We start from the raw sequence: 17898 nt of genomic DNA on the forward strand, positions 1-17898 counted from the left end.
TGAGATAATCATAGATAGCGTCTTGGGTTTCCTGCCCACCCTCAAACTTAACTAGTTCATCCAAAAAGTTATCATCTTTTACCTGTTGTAAATAAGCGATTACTTCTGGATATGGACGAATCACATCGGCGACATCCAATAGCGCCAGACCCATTTCCGAAGTAATATTGTTTGGTACAGATTGAGAAAGCGTGTCTGCTGCGTTTTTTTCACCTAACCACGTGTTCATTTTTTCATTGATCCATGATGAAGCATTTATAGCAGCCATAAATACAGCTGAACTTTGTGGATCAAATAAAATCTTCTTTAATTGCTGGATTTCTTCTAGAATAAAATCAAATAAATCTGATCCTGATTTCGTTTGGATGTTTTGTTTTAACTCTTCTATCGATGTTTGACTACGCTTAATCAAATCAGAAACGATTGTCGGGTCGTTTTCGAATTGTGCTTGAGAATCCGCAGACGACACACTTTTATTGCTTTTACCGGAACTCTGTTCTTGCTTATCATTTGGTAAAGATTTTATGAAATCTCCTCGGTCTATTATGGTCATGAGTGCGTCTTTTATGAGCGGATCGTGTTGTCCCATGGCATCTAATAACATTTTTCTGCTGACAGGTGAAGCTAGACGAGGTGTGCAATCAACAAACAACCTTCCACCAGCTTTACGCATGGGTGCATTAGTCGTTAACAGGAAAAAAGACAATCCTAATGGTTTCATGGGGTCGGTCATCATTTGTTGGTGACCGACAGATATATAGACGTGATTTTCTTGATCATTCGCTTCAGGGATCGGGTATAAAGTAGTGATGGGCCGACTCTGGACTATATAAAATGTATCATCAACCAAACACCATTCAATATCTTGTGGGCAATCAAAATAAGCTTCGATCTGTCTTCCTATGCGTGCTAGTTCTAAAATTTGTTGGTCAGTAAGTGTTTGAGACTTTTGCTGATCAGGATCGATTGGCTGTGTCTCTGTTCCGCCTTCTTTTCGTCCATAGATAGCCAATTTTTTGGTTGCTATCATCTTATCGACGATTTCCTCTTCCTGTACTTTATAACAATCGGCAGATACCAAGCCAGAGACCAGTGCTTCTCCAAGTCCAAAACTGGCATCGATGGATAGCAGGTTTCGGTTAGAAGTAATCGGATCAGCGGTAAATAAAATCCCTGAAGCCTGTGGGAAAACCATCCTTTGAACGATAACGGATATATAAACTTGGCTGTGGTCAAATCTGTTTTGCATTCGGTAGATTACCGCACGATCCGTAAATAGGGAAGCCCAACATTTGCTGATATGCTGCAAGATTGCTTCAATTCCTACGATATTTAAATAGGTGTCATGTTGACCAGCAAAAGAGGCATGTGGTAAATCTTCAGCAGTCGCACTAGAACGCACTGCATAAGCATGTTCATCGCCAAACTGGGAGAGATAGTGAGCAACTGCTTTCACAACATCAGAAGGAATTTCTACTTCCATAACGATTTGTCGAATCTTCCTGCTGATTTCACCAATTTGATCTCGATCCTCTACTTTTAGCAGTGTTAGTTGATCCAACAATGCTTGAAACGTTTCGTTTTGTTCGATGGCTTTTTGATAACCCACTGTTGTAACACAAAATCCTTCTGGTACTTGTATTCCTAGAATTTTTGATAATCCCCCTAAATTTAACCCTTTTCCGCCAACGAGCAAAAGCTGTGTATTTTCCATTTCCTGAAAACCGAGAACCAAAGAACTCATTCTATATCTCTCCTAACCATTACATTTCTTTTGGTTTCTTTGATAATAAATAGAACGGTTTACGACCAAATACATCTGAATAATTTACCGTAAATAGGAACAGTAATTGCGGCTGCCATCATATAGGAAGTAAAAACCCAAGCATATAAATTAAATCCATGTAAATCACCAATAATGGTAGGCATTGTAGTAGATACTACTGTTTGATCCATGGAAGAAAAGAACATTGTTAACAAGACTGTTGCGAGTGCCCGCCACTTTCTTTTACCTGTTATCCCTCCAACAAATCTCATTAAAGTTCTATTGCATTTTAGCAGTAGTAAATGAGAATAAATAGTCTATATTTTCCATTTTTTGTATGCTATAATTAAATTAGGAAGAGTTCAATTTTCAAAAAATAGCTCGACCTTACCATACAGTAATCTGATGCCCCGGTTCATCCCCTCGAAAGCAGCTCAAATAGCTTTTAGCCCACAATGAATATGGTTAAAATCAACTTTTTTCCATTTAATCTGTTTATTTTCCCCAAAATACCTTGTATTAATATGAGATATCAAGCTCTTATTAAACTATCCTGCTGCCCGTTACCACAGCGACGAAACAGGAGACGGATGCCGAACCCCATTCCCCTACTATCGAATGTTTAGTAAAACAAATTAACCGTCATGCCTAGTCTAAAAATAGACTAAATTTATCTTGTTTAATAACATGACATATCCCCATTACTCCCTTAAAGTATATTAGGTCTCCACCTAAAGGTGTTATCACATTAACCCGTCCGCCTGTCACCGCAGCAACGGAGCATAGGGCGGATGCGTATCTCGTTCCCTGCTATCGATCTCCGATAGTTTAAGTGAACTTATTCACAATGTACACTTATATTGGGAATGACAACAATGTCATTTATTATTAAACCTTAAAAATGTATAACCCTGTCCTAAAATTAGGACAGGGTTATACATAAAGTTGTTGTTTAATTGTTGATAAAAACACTTCATCGAACAACTATTTCGACATAAAGTTACTTCTGCACTATCTGAATAAGGTTGCCGCATGTATCGTCGAAGACAGCTATTGTGACTTCACCCATTTTTGTCGGTTCCATAGTAAACTTCACGCCGTTTTCCAATAATCGTTCGTACTCTTTACGAATATCTGCAACGCCAAACATTGTTGCTGGGATGCCTTCGGTAAATATCTTCTTTTGATACTCTTTGGCGGCTGGATGGTTATTCGGTTCGAGCAAAAGCTCGGTACCTTCTTGGTCCTCGGGAGAAACAAGCGTTATCCACCTAAATTCTCCTACGGGAACGTCATGCTTTTTTACAAAGCCCAGAGTTTCTGAATAAAACTCCAGTGCCTTGTCTTGATCTCGTACGAATATACTGGTAACAATAATTTTCATACTGTTTTTGCCTCCTTTGATATTTGCCATATATGTTGCTCTGGTAACAATCTGGCTACAAGCAAAACAACCCACACACATTCGTCAGAAGTCTTGTTCCAAATTTATCATAACACTTTAATCAGTATCTCAAATTTCAAATTTAGCTGTCTGTGCAAAATTTAGACCCTTAGCGAGCCACGGAAACCTCTGGCAGCATAATAGGATTCCGCTCCATTGTGGTACACAAAGACAGTGTCGTAGCGACGATCACAAAAGATGGCTCCGCCGTGTTTTCTAATATTAACAGGTGTTTTCACCCAACTCGATGTTTTCGTATCGAAATTTCCAAGTTTCTGCAACTCCCGGTATTGTTCTTCCGTTAAAAGCTCAATGCCCATGGCAGCAGCCATATCAATAGCGTTATTTTCTGGTTTATGTTTTTTCCTTGACTCCAGTGCTTCACGGTCGTAACAAACACTTCTGCGACCTTTAGGACTTTCCGCTGAACAGTCATAAAAAATGTATTCGTCCTTCTTCTTATCATGACCAATAACATCCGGTTCACCGCCAGTTCTTTCCATTTCATTGAGCGACCACAGTTTTTCAGTATTAGCTTCCAGCTTTGCTTGGACTTTTGCCCAGTCAAACCCTTTATGGCGGTTCATGTTTTTCTCAAAACGGGCTTTCAATGCTCTGAGTAATTCTTCACGTTGTTCTAGTGACAACTCCTTATTTCTATTTGTCATATTAGTTTCCCCCTTATTGTTTTTACTCAGAATGGATTAAGGACTCGTAATGAACGCTTTGGCTGGTAAACTTAGAAGAAATGCCTTTGATGTCACTTACAAAGGTCAAAAAGTTAGGATAAATTTCCAACTACCTATAAATGATGACAAAAAAGCTTATGGTAGTGAACAGAATGCAATTGATTTTCGGAAGCATTTAAATCAACTGGTATTTCTCTGGAGAAGTAAAACTGCCTTAAAAGACATGATAAAAAGATATAAAACTACTGACATGATGATTTTACGTATAAATTCCTTAGCTTTATTAAACCAATATATAGACAAGACTTATCTCACCAATCATAATTCGGGAGCTCATCCTAAAACTATTAACCCCACTATTGCTATTATTAAGATTCCAAACCCAATTAGCCATAAAAACACAGCCCAAGCCCGATAAGTGAAAAAAACAGGGAAATTCAATGTTAATAAATCTCCAATCACATCAAGGAAGGCTAACCAAAATGGTTCTTTTGGGTCTCCCTTCTTCCACAAGTACACTCCCAACAAAATTGATATTACTGCACCTACAAGAATAGCTACACCAACAGACGCATTCCCCAAACAGATTACCCCTTTAACAAGGTTTATTAGATTATTCTACCCTCTATTTTTAACATTACTGCCCGATCGGAACAAAAAACTGGAATGCCGGATGTAGCTCAGTTTGTCAAATAATCAATCTCCGTTAGCGGATTCATGCTGTAAAGGCTTTGTCATTGTGCTATGATAATATTGACACTTTATAAAGTAGGTGAATTCGTGGAATATCAACATTTTAAAAATATCCTTCATGGAAGAAGAAGTATCCGCAAGTTTTCAGATCGAGCTGTAGATATAGAATCTGTGAAGGAATTAATAGATTGTGCTAGATATGCACCAAGCGATACAAATTCTCAAACATGGGAGTTTATCGCTCTTATGAATCGAGACAAAATCAAAGAAATCTCTGATATTACTTGGAACCAATTACATAAGTTCGCCGAAAAAGCAAAAGAAAATGGACTGGAGAAAGAGGCACGGCTCTTAGTTAAGTCTTTTGGTCCTTATGCAACAGCTTTTACCGATGCCCCTGTGCTGATCATTTCTCTTGCTACTCCTTATAAGTCGAAATTTAGAGAAAAAATATTTGATCCGATAAGTTTCGTTGATGCATCTGTTTGGGAAGAGGAGGGTATAAAAAGTAGTTGTTTAGCAACTCAAAATTTAATGCTTGCCGCACATGCCATGGGATTAGGAACATGCGCCATGACAGGTCCGATACTAGCAGCCCAAGATCAAATAAGATCTTTTTTGAATATTGATTCAACAAAACAAATAAACATGGTTATTGCACTTGGGTATCCTACAGAATATCCAAATAAACTACCTCGGAAAGAAGTAGATGAAATTCTGCATTTTATTTTATAGTCGATTCTAAACAGGGGTAACAGTAAGAAAAGATGGGAACAAACGATAAGAATTTTTTTTGGAAACAGAAGCCGATATTTCCTGTATCAAGGAATATCGGTTTTATTTTTTCTTTCACTAAACTCCCTTTACTTCAACAAAATAAGAAAGAAGAATGCCTAACAGCCTTGCTGAGCATTTCTTTTACATGGGCTTACGCCTAATCGTCAAATAAAAGGTCAAAAATAACGCACCATAACCGTTTAACATTGTTTCTTTGTAAGAGTTAAAAATTAGTAGACGATTCCTCTCTTGATTACCGTTAATACGATATACTTTTACCCCCTGTGAATCAACCATTGAATAAGAGACATAATATGCGTATGCCAAATGTAAGGAGATCGCCATGAGAAAAATTCTACAGTGTTTCTTTGTATTTTCGCTTTTTGTCAATGCTGATCTTTATAGTTTTCATCAAAATACTGTAGCAGCACAAACTGCACCACTTCCATCACCGGAAATGAAAGTAGAACAAAACAATACCGCTTTGGTAATCACAGATCCGCAAAATGACTTTTTAAGCCCAAAAGGTGTTGCATGGGATTTAGTTAAAGAAAGCATTGCCGAAAATCATACCATTGAGAACATCGAATTATTATTAAAAGCAGCAAAAGATAATAAGTTTAAAGTATTTGTGTCCCCTCATTACTATTATCCCTATGACCAAAAATGGATGTTTGGGGGAGCTATGGAACATGCGATGCATAATCTAAAAATGTATCAACGTAAATCCCCGTTATCACTTGAAGGATTTAAAGGTTCTGGTGCCGACTTTTTGGATAAATATAAGTCCTATATTGAAGATGGGCAAACCGTAATCACAAGTCCGCATAAAATTTATGGACCCGAAGCCAATGACTTAGTTTTGCAACTGCGAAAACAGGGAATTACACGCGTCATTTTAGCAGGCATGTCCGGGAACCTGTGCGTCGAATCTCATTTGCGCGAACTAATTGAACAGGGATTTGAAGTGGCAGTAGTTCACGATGCCACAGCTTCCGCAAAAATGAAAGACTTGGATGGGGATAAAGCTGCAAAAACAAATTTTCGTATGATAGCCAGTGCTTCATGGTCTACAAATGAGACTATAAACAAAATGAAATCTGCTCATAGATAAGAGCCTCCAGTTTGGAGGCTTTATTTTATTTGTGAGAAATTGTAGATACACTGTAAAGTAGCTGGCAATATTTTAAAAATGGGTTTTTATTGAACTAAACTGCAGAATAGCTTCTGCTCATGCTGAACAATCGATCCCTGTTAGCAATAAATAGGTTGATAATTATTATTCACTTAGAGAAAGAATTAATTTATTCAATGCTTCCTTACTTGGCGTTACAGGACGTTGAAGTAATGTTTCAAGATCATTACTATCGACTTCTAAAATCCAGTTAATACCGATAACTGTCAACAATGCAGGCGGTATTCCACAGACATATTCAAATGCAACTCTTACAGAATTTTGCCGATTGAAAGCCCAAGGATTCATTCGTGGGATGAAAATCGGCTTTGCCCGAAAATCCCCTTGTGGGATTGCATGGGCAAAAATGGTATAATGGTTAAATAGACAAGTAAAAGTCTTTAAAATCGTTGTTCCACGAGTTTGAGCAATTTGTCATGCGGGATATGGTTGAAGTACCCGGTGATGTCTAAATCCACCACCCAATACACTCTCCCATAGTTCACCGTCTTGTGTATCCGCTCAATCGCTTGCTTTGCGCTTCGTTTCGGTCGAAACCCAAAGGAACAATCTTTGAAGTCCGCCTCGAATATCACCTCAAGGACAATTTTCGTTGCCATTTGTACCAGTTTATCCCAGATTACATGTATTCCTAACGGGCGCGTTTTCCCATCACCCTTGGGTATATCCTTCCTTTCTACTGGCTTGGGACGATAGGCATTCTCCAGCAACTGTTGTTGTGTATCTCTCACGAATTGCTCTTCCCCGTATTCCTGTACAATGTGTTGAATTGTTATATCATCGATTCCTGCACTCCCTCGATTTGCCTTGACTCGTTTCCATGCTTCCCACATAATGTCTGGTCTGCACATTCTTTTTTCATTTGATTAGAGGATGTTTTAATAGGATAATATTCGGGCCCTTTCTGCTGAAAACCAATCAATGGATCATTACAAATTCCCATGATGTCTGACCAACTTGCTAAACTCATAGCTAATCCCTCCTCATATGGTTTTTCATTTCAACCTTTACCTCATCACTGTGTTAATTATCATTATAACGATCCAATCTATAATCCAATTCCATTTATTGTTATAATATTGCTAATTTTTTGTTATTTTTATGTAAAAATATGGTTTGAAAGCATTGGTTTATGTTAAATTCCTAGTAGTGAATCAAAATATTCATTACGTGGTCAAGAGGTGATTTTATGAACCTAAAACATCAGTTTCTTAATGATGAGATTATGATGTTAAGGCATCAAATGAATCAATTAGGTAACCAAAAGGAGAAGTTAACCGATCCAGACCTAGTTACCATAAGTCAATTACTCGATCATAAGTTAAACCAGTATTATTGGTTATCCAAACAAACAATATATGATGATACAGAAATATCTATAGAAAGCTCCCCTATTAGCGTTTTTATGATGACTATAATTACTTTACCTTATTTATGGTTTCTCCCTCATCATGTATGGCTTTTTTCTCTCTTTTTTCACGAGAAGCAAATGACAGTTGATGGAGGTCCGTCTAATCCTCCAAGGCTATAAAGTATTTTTGGGGGTTAACGTAGTACACATCATTTTATCCAAAATATAAAAAATTTAAATAATCGTTAACATTAAATTAATAATGATCTGTTAATATATTGGTGTCTTAATTTCACCTCTTGCACCATCTTTGTCGCTTAGGTTACGGCTCATCGTGAGTCGCTTTTTTCTTGATTACAACCGGACTTTATACTTTTGAGAGGAAGGAAAATATATTATGAATCTTGTTGCTATGGATAAAAAATGTGAAATATGCGAGGTCAAGTTGACGGACTTTGAGATTAAAGAGGAATTTTCTTTATGCTTGGATTGCTTTGAAGAAAAGTACCTTAATGAATCGAGCGAAATCTCTCAAAAATGATCATAATATCCTTATTAAGGGGTAGCGTCAGGAAAATGTGGATTTACAACGTTAAGAGTTTTCCATAATAAAAAGCCCGAATTATTGTCTAGAGAAATCGGGCTTTGGTTATTTAACTAATGATCCCCGTTCAGTAAAGAAAAATGGAGCAGCAATAATACTGCTCCTGAACTATCGAATCCCGTCATCCATGCCCCTTCACGGCACCACAGAGAATGAAAATGGGGGTTCCATGTCGAAGTTATTAGTACGGCTGGCGAGGAAGGTCGTTACGAAACTCTCCCTGCGGAATCACTAAAAAATAAAACAGAGAGAGTCCTCATGAACTCCCTCTATTATGTCAACAGTCCCCAAATGCCTAGCTTATTTGGGGAACCCTCTTTTCGCATAAAAAAACCAGACTAGCCATGCATTCAGGCGGCTAGTCCTTTTTTCATTCATTAAACGATTTCCAGTTGTTTCAATTTTGAATCAGGTACAACCCCTTCATTCCAGCCGCGGGCTGTATAGTACTCATCCAGCATGACATCCAAATGGCAAACCGATCCAGCGCTTCCGCCCGATGCAGGCTCTTCAAGAAAACGCTTCGGCAGCATGTCATCCACCCGGGTATTGAAACCGGCCAGGTTATTGTAGTAACGCTCCAAATTGTAGATGCGCTCTCCGATTTTCAAAACATCGTCAGCCGATAATTTGATCCCGGTCATGGCTGAATATTGATCGGCATAAAGGTCCGCATTTTCAGCAAAAGCGGAAAATTTGCATATATTCATCGAATCGGAAAAAGCATGGAGATCTTGGAAAATCTTCAATAATTCGCCCTTTCCTTCCGGCTTTAAACGATCGGTTGGTTCGGGAATGCCCATAATCTCCGAAGCGATCGTATAGCCTCGCAAGTGGCAAGCCCCCCGGTTGCTTGTTGCATAGCCCAAACCGATCCCTTGGGCTCCACGCGGATCATAAGCCGGAATCGACTGATTCTTCACTACCATCGCCATTTCCGGAGCTCCATAGCGGGCCGCAGCACGGCCAGGCCCATCGGCAATCGCATTGCCCAAAAATCCTTCACGGTTAGCGGCCTTTTCGATCAATTCGATCATTTTGTCGGCGTCACCCCACTCAACCCGCTCATCGATCAATCCGCGTTGATAAGCTTCCATCGTCACCGATAAGGCGTTCCCGATTTCAATGGTATCCAATCCATATTCGTTGCACTGATTGAGCATGAAGGCAATCGCATTGGCATCAGACAAACCGCAATTCGCTCCCAGGGCCCAACCCGTTTCATATTCGAAGCTTTCCGTTTTCGTCTTGTATTTTCCTTCTTTTACTTCAACTTCTTTCTTACACGTTACGGGGCAAGCATGACAACCGTTGTCGGCTATAAGGATTGTAGCATTAACCGTTTCCCCGCTGTGCCCTTCCGTCCCTTCAAAGTGGCTGTACTGAGAGTTTTTGGCTGGAATGGCACCTACCGTATTCATAATATTGGCCAGAACATTCGTACCGTAGACGGAAAGGCCGCCTTTGCGCGGAGCCGTAACAGGACTCTCCATGATGGCCTTCAACCCTGCTTGAATGGCCGGCTTGTATGCCTCTTCATCAGCCGCAACCGGCATGTTTCCTTTTTGTGCAGCTTTGATCACAATCGCCTTTAGCATCTTGTCCCCAGCTACTGCTCCCGTTCCTCCGCGACCTGCAGACCGGTCATGTTCATTCATAAATCCAGCGTATAACACTTTATTTTCACCGGCAATTCCAATGCAGGCTACACTCAAATCTTTTTCTCCATATTTTTCTTTAAATACCTTTACGGTTTCACGCGTGCTTAATCCCCAAACCGATGAGGCATCACGAATTTCTGCTTGTCCGTTTTCAATATAGAGATAAACGGGTTTGTCGCTTCTTCCTTTAATGATGACATTATCAATGCCTGCCCACTTCAATCGCGCCGCAGTCCATCCCCCCATATGGGAATCGGTCACGGTACCCGTTAAAGGAGATTTGGTTACAAAGCACAGCCGACCGCTCATCGATACTCTGGATCCGGTGACCGGACCTGTCATCATACAAAGAATATTGTCTTCAGAGAGAGGGGATACTTGAGGCCCGTTATCTAGGACATACTTTACACCCAATCCGCGTCCGCCTATATATTTTCGTGCATCCTCTTCGTTAATCTTCCTGTAATCCACTAAACCTGTAGTCAAGTTGACAAGAATCTCACGATTTTTAAAGCCTCCTAAATTCAACATAAAAACCTCCTTCATTGTTGTTTATAATTGCCCTCCAATAATGTCGGTTGAGTAAATCTCCAAATGAACCCACGATATTTCATGACATTAAGAAATGATGAATAACCAAGAAAGCGTTACCATCATCCATGCCAATTACTTTTTTTATATTTGTTGTGAACATATTCTATCATATACGTGCGAAAAACTCTATAAGCAACTTTAAAACCATGATGATATTTTTAAAACCAAATATTATATAAAGTTATTAAATACAAATAACCATTATGTTCCATAATTTAACAGACACACAATGGTTTATGTTTTTAAAAATCTAATTTTTTGAAATCTCCTCTATCGGCGGCGGCGGCGTTTGAAACCTCCTGCGGTTCTTCTATCGGTTACTCTTGATTTTTAACTATGAAAAGTACTCGGAATTGCCTGATAAGTCGAGATGAGTTTCGAAGTACAATTACCCAATCTCGATCATTTTGTGGATAACTTGAAGTTGCAAAACCTGGTACTAATTCGCCCTCAGGACCAGTTTGATGGTATTGGAACCACCATCCGCCACTAACAGGATGCACATTTCTTTCCGATCCTTCAAATCTTATTAATCTAGTTTGAAATCGATCAATAGTGAAAGGACCAAACACCAAACGAGTAAATCCATTTCCTAAATTTTGCCTTATTTTTGCCTGTTTAGAAGTCAATTTAACCACTTTTACCTTTTTTATAGAATTTTTATTCTTGTTTATTGTTCTAAGAGTTAGTTTTTTATGCATCATTTTACCTCCTCATATCCTTACTTATAGTAAATGCAATGTTGAGAGAGATGGCTTGGATAAATCCCCTAATAAACTTGCAGATTTTTCTAGAGAAGTAGAGTAGAGCACTGAAAATTTTGAGCGACCTTTGGGCCGCTTTCTTTATTTCAGCGCCCCTCATCAAACCGTACGTGAGCTGGTGTGAATAGAACACAATGATTTATTGTACCAGTATAAATTTGACAATGTTTAAGATGATGTCTTACCTTTAGGCTGGGTTTTTAACAATGACGAAAAATTGAGTTGTTCGATTTACTGTGGACGGATTGAGCATGGTAATTATCCAGGTTCTAGAATTCTGTGGATAATTGGCTGTCACCCATGAATCTTGTGTAGTGTCATTACTAATAAACCATCCGCCACTAATCGGAAATACATTCCCTTCCGTTCCTGAAAAACGGAATACGCGAAATCCCCTTGCAGGGATAGGAAGATTTAAGAACTCTAATCTTGTAAATCCATTCCCTAGATCTTGTTTTGTTCGTGCGTGTTTAGTAGTTAAAGTGATTACTTTTCCTCTTTTAATTCCCTTTTTCTTCATAGTCATACCTCCTCACATTCTTGTTTATAGTAAATGTAAGCTTTATGATGGGTTTTTAACAATCACGAAAAATTGAGTTGTTCGATTTACTTTGGTCGGATTGAGCATGGTAATTATCCAAGTTCTGGAAGTCTGTGGATAATTGGCTGTCACCCATGCATCTTGTGTAGTGTCATTCGTAATAAACCATCCGCCACTAATTGGAATTACATTCCTTTCCATTCCTGAAAAACGGAATGTGCGAAATCCCCGTGCAGGGATAGGAAGGTTTAAGAACTCTAATCTTGTAAATCCATTCCCAAGATCTTGTTTTGTTCGTGCGTGTTTCGTAGTTAAAGTGATTACTTTTCCTCTTTTAGTTCCCTTTCTCTTCATAGTCATTCCTCCTCACATTCTTGTATATAGTAAATGTAAGATAATGAGAAATTGATTGGACACATATTCTAGGAAATTAGTTTGTTTTTTGCTCACTTACAATCATTTATCACAAAGAATAGATTGCATGCTTCTAAGTTTTCGTTATGAAATAAAATCCTGCAAACCCTGAGAAAATTGAAAGATTACTCGGATTATGGACCACTACTCTCCAAGCATTAAGACCAAAAGGATAACTCATCATCCAGTAAGGATCAAAACCCTGACCATTAAAAGATCCAACAAAACTAGCACTGATCGGCTTTAAGTTTCCAGCATTAAAAGTAAAAGAATAGTATGTGTTTCCTTGAATAGTTGGATAAAAATCATGGCGCTCAAATCCCCCTCCAAGATCTACTGTTTTTCTTACATCTTTACGGCTTAAGGTAACCTGTTTCATCCTTACCCCTTTTTTCTTATTTGAGCCTTTTGCAAAATAGCTAATTGAAACTAGAAAAAGAGCAAAGAAAGCATGAATCATGAGAATTTGCTTTATTCAAGTAAAGCTGATATCTATAAAAGGGCAGACGGGCAGAATTTTTGAGATTTGCTTTTTTAAGCGATTCCTCTTCGCTTTAGCAACAGCGAGTGCTGTTGCTAATAAAGCGATCACATTGAAATAAACATGAGTCTTCACTTTGTAAATTCCACTAACTTGGATGCGGTTTGCCGTTAGATGCTCTTTTAATCGAGAGTTACACCGCTCCACACTTGTTCGTTGCTTATAAAGTTCTTTCCATGCACGTGTCCTTGCAAGGCACAACCGCATGGAGGGCGAAAGTTTATGCCCGGCACGGGTTACCATGCTCCTGTTTCCCAGATATGTCAAAACCTTAGATTGGATTTATATAACAAGAAAGCAATTGGATTAATTTACTAGTTATATAACTTATTTTTACATTGGGTAACTTACATCAGAGATAATCGTCCTTTTTCATCTAAAAAGCTATATTTAATAATTCATCATACACGCGAAAACGATTTCGCATATAATGAATCATTGCTATGAAAGGAGAATGAATATGGCCAGTTTTCGTAATGCTGTGATGGCAAAAGAAAAAATTAGTCCAAAGGTTATTACTCTACCAGAAGTTGTAGCGATCGGAGTTGGATTTGCGAATCCTAATCGCCCAGCGAAAGGGGCGGGGATCAATGTTTATACTCTTAAGAATTTGTCAAAATCTAAAATTTCTTCCTTACATGCTGCAATTTCTTCAACGATCAGAGCAACTGGTTTTAATACCAATGTACCCATTCGTGTGATTCCATCTGGAATGTTTAGAGCAACTGCTCCAGAAATAAGTTCAGAAAAACCCCGTCTAACACAAATCTATCGTAACAGAATTCGTCCTGTTCCCGGAGGGGTTAGCATCGGTAAAACTATGCCAAATTCTACAGGTACAGCAGGGATCAATGTAGTAAGAGGGTCACAATTATTTATTTTTGGAAATAATCACGTTTTAATTAAAAATAATAGCACTGAAATTTCTGAAATCATACAACCAGGGCCAGCGGATAATGGGGTCAGTCCAAGAGACAGAGTGGGTTATGCCTCTGCATTTGTCCCTCTCCAGCGTATGCCCGCGGTTAACTATGTGGATGCAGCGATTGCCAGACCACTTACCAACAATCTTCTCAATCCACGATACCTTGCTACCCCGTTTCAATATATTGTAATACCAGGTTATTTTGCCAATTATCCAGTTGGTATGAAAGTTAAAAAAACGGGCCGTCGAACAGGGTTTACCACTGGGGTTGTGGAGTCGATTAATGTAACACAAACGGCCATTTATGATTCCCTCCCACAACTGGGTGTCGTACTATTCGAAAACCAAACCGTCATTAGAAGTCAAGATGGCCGCCCTACCGCTACTGGTGGAGATTCTGGTTCTGTTTGGTTAGATCAAGAGTCTAACTTTGCAGTCTCTTGTACTTATGCTGCATCTGAAGATGGGCTCGAAGTGGCTACCTTTCCTATTGTATTTGCATTGCAACGATTCCAAGCAACGATTGCCAGACCAGTAGGTTCTAATAAGTTTAAAGCTGGATTGGTCAAAAAGCTCCCTATGAAAGATAAATTTGCATATGTAAAACCTCTTACTAAAGCTCAATTAGATAGTATCAAAGTAGTAAGAATAAAAGCTCCTAAGTCCCTAAGTTAATTTCGGTATAGCATATAAAATTAGAAATGAAACCCAAATATAAAGAGCCATTCGTTTCTCTCTTTGGGTAGAATGCATTGCCCACTATTCTAAAAAGGAGCTATTCCTGTAATGAATTAAAACGGTGTTTGAAAAAGAAAAGTACCTCCTGTTAACATACGAGGTGTCCCGTTACACAACGGACCCTTTAATAAAATAGGAGGTACTATTTAATCGATATACTTCTCCAACACGACAGCCAGTGGAATACAGAAAGTTTAAAAGAGCATGATCTCGAAGGGACTGACATGATATTTTGAGATGAATCACATCTGCTTCAATTAGTAAATCAACTCCAATGATTAGATTAACGTATGAATAGTATTTTTTAGTAAAAAGCAATTTATTAGGTTATTCTGCCCTTAGTTAATAAGGAGCAGCGATGACATACTGCTCCTCAACAATCGATCTCCAATAGTTGAACAAGAGCAGGGTTTGGCTAAAAAATAAAAGCGACTATAAGCCGCCCTTACATTGGAAAATTATTCATTTGTAAGAACTACATTTTCTTCGATAGTTTTATTATTGACACTTATTTTTTTTGTTTTACTATTATATCCACCGTTTGCAAAAGGAGCTGCACCAATTTGACCTTCTTTTCTTAAGCTAATTGAGAACGCGAATGTAGAATCAACCGTATATTCTTTGTAAACTGGTATTTTTGTCGACCAAGGTTCTAAATACTCTTTCACCGAACCATTAACCCTATCATATGTTTCCACTACTACCCATTCATCCTCTTTAAACTTTTGAGGAAGGTAAATACGAACTTTCTTTCCGTTGTCCACCATCTCAGCATTTTTCACCAACTGGTACACTTCGGTGATGCGGCTATCCACATATTCTTGCGAATAACCCGTCGGAAGAACAATATTTCCCGCTTCCTTAAGCCTTCGTATTAACATAGTGGCTAGAGATTCATGAGTTTCTGCGTATTCTTCATATTTACGATCCATTGTGACCCAATCGGAAAGTTCGGTAGGTCTGCTTTTTAATTCATCGATTCCTTTTTCCTTAATGTTTTTAATAAACTGCAATGCTTCCGCCCGTGTAATTGCCTCGGCGCCCTTAAATCCTTCCACAGTAGGTGCAGACTTTCCGCTTGATAAACCATTAACAAGTAAATACTTTATTGCACGTTCTTCCTCAAAATTAACTCCAAGCCCACCAACTACTACTTCAGCTACTCTCATGCGGATAATGGGCTTATTTGGAGTGCTTTTTATAGGTAGACTATAATTTTTGGATACTTGATATACATGTTCAAACCATGGATGTTCTTTCACATGGACATGCTCATTTTGTTTATCTAAATCTCCTTTACTATTTAAAAAAGCGTTGATATACAAAGCTAAGAATTCAGCTTCGGTAACGTTTTTATTAGGTCGAAATGTACCGTCTGGATACCCATTAGTGATTTTTTGTTCGATTGCCCATTGAACGGTATCTTTTGCCCAATGACTATTAACGTCTGAGAATCCTGTTTCTGCATATGCAGAGCCATGTACAAGAAACAGGATACTCAATGCAAAGAATAACTTTTTCATTTCCCCACTCCTAAAATTTGACTGCTAAACATATTTGACACAAGAGTATCAATATCCTTTTATCTAGAATTCACTTTTAATAGCCTATGAGGAAGAGGTTATAATGATCATAGCTCTGTCTTATCAAATTCGGTTATTGCACAATCCTGCCAGTTTGTTCAGAAAGGAAATCAAAAGGAGTGATGGTGTTGATTCCGTCGCTCCCATTTCATCCACTGGCATTTAAGGAATCGATAGCTTTCTGATTCAATTGATTATCCAGATCATAATGCAAGGATCGAAGGGTAGATCTTCATTCCTCTATTGTAATGTCATGCTCTTTACACCATTCAATGACTAATTCCTTTATCTTCTTATCCTTGTATTCATACCATTCTTTTTCAACACCATGTTCTATGATTCCGTCTTTAAATCTCCGAAATGCCCCTCTTCCTTGAATGGCTTCATACAATGCTTCTCGAATCTCTTCTTCAATAACAGTCCCAATAAATTCTTCTATAATTTCATACTCATGGTACTCGTTCCTTAATGTGAAATCGAGGTAGACCCCGTCCTCATCCTCTAATATTTCTATTGCTTTTTCAATATTCACTTTTTGCCAATCAGGAAAGTTCTCGATTGGCTTCTCATCTTCTACCGCACGGATCTCTTCTTCCGATAATGTGATCACCTCTCCTGTTTGGGTGTTGATGTATGTAAACGTATCATTTATTTGTATTTCAATTTCACCCACTAGGTCATCCAACTTCACCGGCTTTTTATTGATCATCTTTATTCCTGTCCTTTCCATAGTTTACGTTGTCATTTTGCTCACTACCGCCTAACATTTCTCCTTTTCTCCAATCCACAACATGAGATTTTTGTTATATTGTAAAAGGTATTCTACTCTTATGCTCCCAAAAATCCAAAACCACTGTTAATCTAGGCATGGAACTAGCTCCTCAACTAACGATCTTCGTTAGCTTAATAAGGATTTATTCGTCCTCCAAATCATCGATTTCTTCTTCAGAAATTAAAATAATAAATTCTTTCAAATTAGGGGCATATTCTTCAATTTCTCCAGTTTCGTGATACCAAAGATAAACTACATCCTCCCTTATTCCGTTATTTATTTTTAGACATAATTTATCTCCTGAACCATCATCACCGATTGCAATAAAGTCTTTAGACATCTCTTCTTCTCTAACTTCATTGTTTTGACTAACAATATCATCCCAAGTCTTTTTAGGATTTCTATGGTCCTTGATAGGATAAAGTATCCATTCACCTATTTCAGCATTATTAACTAATTTGAAAAGTTCCCTATATTGTTCTGGAAAAACAGCACCTAACTTATCTTCTGCTGCTTTTATATCTAATTCATCCACTCCTATTTTCCTTGTATGAATTAGGTCTCTTACATCTTTCATAAAATAACCCCCAACCTCAGTTGCTTAATGAAAACATTCAACTTCAATATAAACAGTTCCTTCTTCCACTAAACTCCGTTACCTCAGCAATGAAAGCAGTGGACGGATGCCGATCCCGTTCCCTGCTTTCGATCCCCGATAGCTTAGCATAAATTTCTAGCATTTATGGGAATAGAACTAATTTTAGTCCTGGATATAATTGACTATAATTGCCCTTAATTTTTCTATATGTTCTGCCTCTATTCTATATTGGCTTAACAACGGTTCATC

Annotated in this window: 20 protein-coding genes; 5 read left to right on the forward strand and 15 right to left on the reverse strand. The window is 38.3% G+C overall.

The window, feature by feature from the left end:
* The 4 genes from ppsA to ACGLXV_RS01365 all read right to left on the reverse strand — a co-directional run.
* Window positions 1–1744 (reverse strand): phosphoenolpyruvate synthase (gene ppsA, locus ACGLXV_RS01350; protein WP_391557192.1); only part of this gene is annotated, 1744 nt, incomplete at its 3' end.
* A gap of 59 nt (window positions 1745–1803) precedes the next feature.
* Window positions 1804–2037, reverse strand: coding sequence for a hypothetical protein (locus tag ACGLXV_RS01355; RefSeq protein WP_391557193.1), 234 nt, complete (start codon window positions 2035–2037; stop codon window positions 1804–1806).
* 728 nt (window positions 2038–2765) lie between these two features.
* Window positions 2766–3149: a VOC family protein gene (locus ACGLXV_RS01360; RefSeq protein WP_391557194.1), complete on the reverse strand. Its 384-nt coding sequence runs from the start codon at window positions 3147–3149 to the stop codon at window positions 2766–2768.
* Between the two features lie 161 nt (window positions 3150–3310).
* Entirely contained in the window at window positions 3311–3877 is a 567-nt protein-coding gene (locus ACGLXV_RS01365; protein ID WP_391557195.1) for a DUF4256 domain-containing protein, read from the reverse strand.
* A 49-nt stretch (window positions 3878–3926) separates the two neighbouring features.
* On the opposite strand from ACGLXV_RS01365, the gene ACGLXV_RS01370 reads away from it, so the two are divergent.
* The 3 genes from ACGLXV_RS01370 (at window position 3927) to ACGLXV_RS01380 (ending at window position 6482) form a co-directional block, all read left to right on the forward strand.
* On the forward strand, window positions 3927–4316 hold the full coding sequence (locus ACGLXV_RS01370) for a DUF7002 family protein (protein ID WP_391557196.1): 390 nt from the start codon (window positions 3927–3929) through the stop codon (window positions 4314–4316).
* 362 nt (window positions 4317–4678) lie between these two features.
* Window positions 4679–5326 (forward strand): nitroreductase family protein, encoded by a 648-nt coding sequence (locus ACGLXV_RS01375; protein WP_391557197.1) that lies wholly within the window; start codon window positions 4679–4681, stop codon window positions 5324–5326.
* A 385-nt stretch (window positions 5327–5711) separates the two neighbouring features.
* Entirely contained in the window at window positions 5712–6482 is a 771-nt protein-coding gene (locus ACGLXV_RS01380) for a cysteine hydrolase family protein (protein ID WP_391557198.1), read from the forward strand.
* A 461-nt stretch (window positions 6483–6943) separates the two neighbouring features.
* On the opposite strand, the gene ACGLXV_RS01385 is transcribed toward ACGLXV_RS01380, so the two are convergent.
* Window positions 6944–7396, reverse strand: a complete 453-nt coding sequence (locus tag ACGLXV_RS01385) for a reverse transcriptase domain-containing protein (RefSeq protein WP_391557199.1) — start codon at window positions 7394–7396, stop codon at window positions 6944–6946.
* Window positions 7336–7533 (reverse strand): hypothetical protein, encoded by a 198-nt coding sequence (locus ACGLXV_RS01390; RefSeq protein ID WP_391557200.1) that lies wholly within the window; start codon window positions 7531–7533, stop codon window positions 7336–7338. Before ACGLXV_RS01390 ends, ACGLXV_RS01385 begins: the two co-directional genes overlap by 61 nt.
* 219 nt (window positions 7534–7752) lie before the next feature.
* Here ACGLXV_RS01390 and ACGLXV_RS01395 point away from each other — a divergent pair, with 219 nt between their 5' ends.
* A complete protein-coding gene (locus ACGLXV_RS01395; protein WP_391557201.1) occupies window positions 7753–8094 on the forward strand; it encodes a Spo0E family sporulation regulatory protein-aspartic acid phosphatase in 342 nt (113 codons plus the stop codon).
* 801 nt (window positions 8095–8895) lie between these two features.
* On the opposite strand, the gene ACGLXV_RS01400 is transcribed toward ACGLXV_RS01395, so the two are convergent.
* From ACGLXV_RS01400 to ACGLXV_RS01425, 6 genes are all read right to left on the reverse strand, one after another.
* The gene (locus tag ACGLXV_RS01400) at window positions 8896–10707 is read right to left on the reverse strand and encodes an aldehyde ferredoxin oxidoreductase family protein (protein WP_391557211.1); all 1812 of its coding nucleotides are present in this window, start codon (window positions 10705–10707) and stop codon (window positions 8896–8898) included.
* A 383-nt stretch (window positions 10708–11090) separates the two neighbouring features.
* Entirely contained in the window at window positions 11091–11477 is a 387-nt protein-coding gene (locus ACGLXV_RS01405) for a hypothetical protein (protein WP_391557202.1), read from the reverse strand.
* Window positions 11478–11724: 247 nt separating this feature from the next.
* Window positions 11725–12057 (reverse strand): hypothetical protein, encoded by a 333-nt coding sequence (locus tag ACGLXV_RS01410; RefSeq protein WP_391557203.1) that lies wholly within the window; start codon window positions 12055–12057, stop codon window positions 11725–11727.
* Window positions 12058–12099: 42 nt separating this feature from the next.
* On the reverse strand, window positions 12100–12432 hold the full coding sequence (locus tag ACGLXV_RS01415; protein WP_391557204.1) for a hypothetical protein: 333 nt from the start codon (window positions 12430–12432) through the stop codon (window positions 12100–12102).
* Window positions 12433–12565: 133 nt separating this feature from the next.
* Entirely contained in the window at window positions 12566–12871 is a 306-nt protein-coding gene (locus tag ACGLXV_RS01420; protein WP_391557205.1) for a hypothetical protein, read from the reverse strand.
* Between the two features lie 96 nt (window positions 12872–12967).
* Window positions 12968–13276, reverse strand: a complete 309-nt coding sequence (locus ACGLXV_RS01425) for a transposase (protein ID WP_391557206.1) — start codon at window positions 13274–13276, stop codon at window positions 12968–12970.
* A gap of 217 nt (window positions 13277–13493) precedes the next feature.
* Here ACGLXV_RS01425 and ACGLXV_RS01430 point away from each other — a divergent pair, with 217 nt between their 5' ends.
* Window positions 13494–14633 (forward strand): chymotrypsin family serine protease, encoded by a 1140-nt coding sequence (locus ACGLXV_RS01430; protein WP_391557207.1) that lies wholly within the window; start codon window positions 13494–13496, stop codon window positions 14631–14633.
* Between the two features lie 521 nt (window positions 14634–15154).
* Here ACGLXV_RS01430 and ACGLXV_RS01435 read toward each other — a convergent pair.
* The 3 genes from ACGLXV_RS01435 to ACGLXV_RS01445 form a co-directional block, all read right to left on the reverse strand.
* Window positions 15155–16219 (reverse strand): S-layer homology domain-containing protein, encoded by a 1065-nt coding sequence (locus ACGLXV_RS01435; protein ID WP_391557208.1) that lies wholly within the window; start codon window positions 16217–16219, stop codon window positions 15155–15157.
* A gap of 292 nt (window positions 16220–16511) precedes the next feature.
* Window positions 16512–16988: a UPF0158 family protein gene (locus ACGLXV_RS01440; RefSeq protein ID WP_391557209.1), complete on the reverse strand. Its 477-nt coding sequence runs from the start codon at window positions 16986–16988 to the stop codon at window positions 16512–16514.
* Window positions 16989–17193: 205 nt separating this feature from the next.
* The gene (locus tag ACGLXV_RS01445; protein WP_391557210.1) at window positions 17194–17628 is read right to left on the reverse strand and encodes an SMI1/KNR4 family protein; all 435 of its coding nucleotides are present in this window, start codon (window positions 17626–17628) and stop codon (window positions 17194–17196) included.
* Window positions 17629–17898 lie beyond the last annotated feature (270 nt).

Source organism: Robertmurraya sp. (genome assembly GCF_036676585.1).
Taxonomy (GTDB): Bacteria; Bacillota; Bacilli; order Bacillales; family Cytobacillaceae; genus Robertmurraya_A.

Excerpts from the sequence above, each read along its gene's own strand:
- ACGLXV_RS01355 (WP_391557193.1), bottom strand. The coding sequence starts at position 2,037 with ATGAGATTTGTTGGAGGGATAACAGGTAAAAGAAAGTGGCGGGCACTC.
- ACGLXV_RS01360 (WP_391557194.1), bottom strand. The coding sequence starts at position 3,149 with ATGAAAATTATTGTTACCAGTATATTCGTACGAGATCAAGACAAGGCA.
- ACGLXV_RS01365 (WP_391557195.1), bottom strand. The coding sequence starts at position 3,877 with ATGACAAATAGAAATAAGGAGTTGTCACTAGAACAACGTGAAGAATTA.
- ACGLXV_RS01370 (WP_391557196.1), top strand. The coding sequence starts at position 3,927 with ATGAACGCTTTGGCTGGTAAACTTAGAAGAAATGCCTTTGATGTCACT.
- ACGLXV_RS01380 (WP_391557198.1), top strand. The coding sequence starts at position 5,712 with ATGAGAAAAATTCTACAGTGTTTCTTTGTATTTTCGCTTTTTGTCAAT.
- ACGLXV_RS01385 (WP_391557199.1), bottom strand. The coding sequence starts at position 7,396 with ATGTGGGAAGCATGGAAACGAGTCAAGGCAAATCGAGGGAGTGCAGGA.
- ACGLXV_RS01390 (WP_391557200.1), bottom strand. The coding sequence starts at position 7,533 with ATGAGTTTAGCAAGTTGGTCAGACATCATGGGAATTTGTAATGATCCA.
- ACGLXV_RS01395 (WP_391557201.1), top strand. The coding sequence starts at position 7,753 with ATGAACCTAAAACATCAGTTTCTTAATGATGAGATTATGATGTTAAGG.
- ACGLXV_RS01405 (WP_391557202.1), bottom strand. The coding sequence starts at position 11,477 with ATGATGCATAAAAAACTAACTCTTAGAACAATAAACAAGAATAAAAAT.
- ACGLXV_RS01410 (WP_391557203.1), bottom strand. The coding sequence starts at position 12,057 with ATGAAGAAAAAGGGAATTAAAAGAGGAAAAGTAATCACTTTAACTACT.
- ACGLXV_RS01415 (WP_391557204.1), bottom strand. The coding sequence starts at position 12,432 with ATGAAGAGAAAGGGAACTAAAAGAGGAAAAGTAATCACTTTAACTACG.
- ACGLXV_RS01420 (WP_391557205.1), bottom strand. The coding sequence starts at position 12,871 with ATGAAACAGGTTACCTTAAGCCGTAAAGATGTAAGAAAAACAGTAGAT.
- ACGLXV_RS01425 (WP_391557206.1), bottom strand. The coding sequence starts at position 13,276 with ATGGTAACCCGTGCCGGGCATAAACTTTCGCCCTCCATGCGGTTGTGC.
- ACGLXV_RS01430 (WP_391557207.1), top strand. The coding sequence starts at position 13,494 with ATGGCCAGTTTTCGTAATGCTGTGATGGCAAAAGAAAAAATTAGTCCA.
- ACGLXV_RS01435 (WP_391557208.1), bottom strand. The coding sequence starts at position 16,219 with ATGAAAAAGTTATTCTTTGCATTGAGTATCCTGTTTCTTGTACATGGC.
- ACGLXV_RS01440 (WP_391557209.1), bottom strand. The coding sequence starts at position 16,988 with ATGATCAATAAAAAGCCGGTGAAGTTGGATGACCTAGTGGGTGAAATT.
- ACGLXV_RS01445 (WP_391557210.1), bottom strand. The coding sequence starts at position 17,628 with ATGAAAGATGTAAGAGACCTAATTCATACAAGGAAAATAGGAGTGGAT.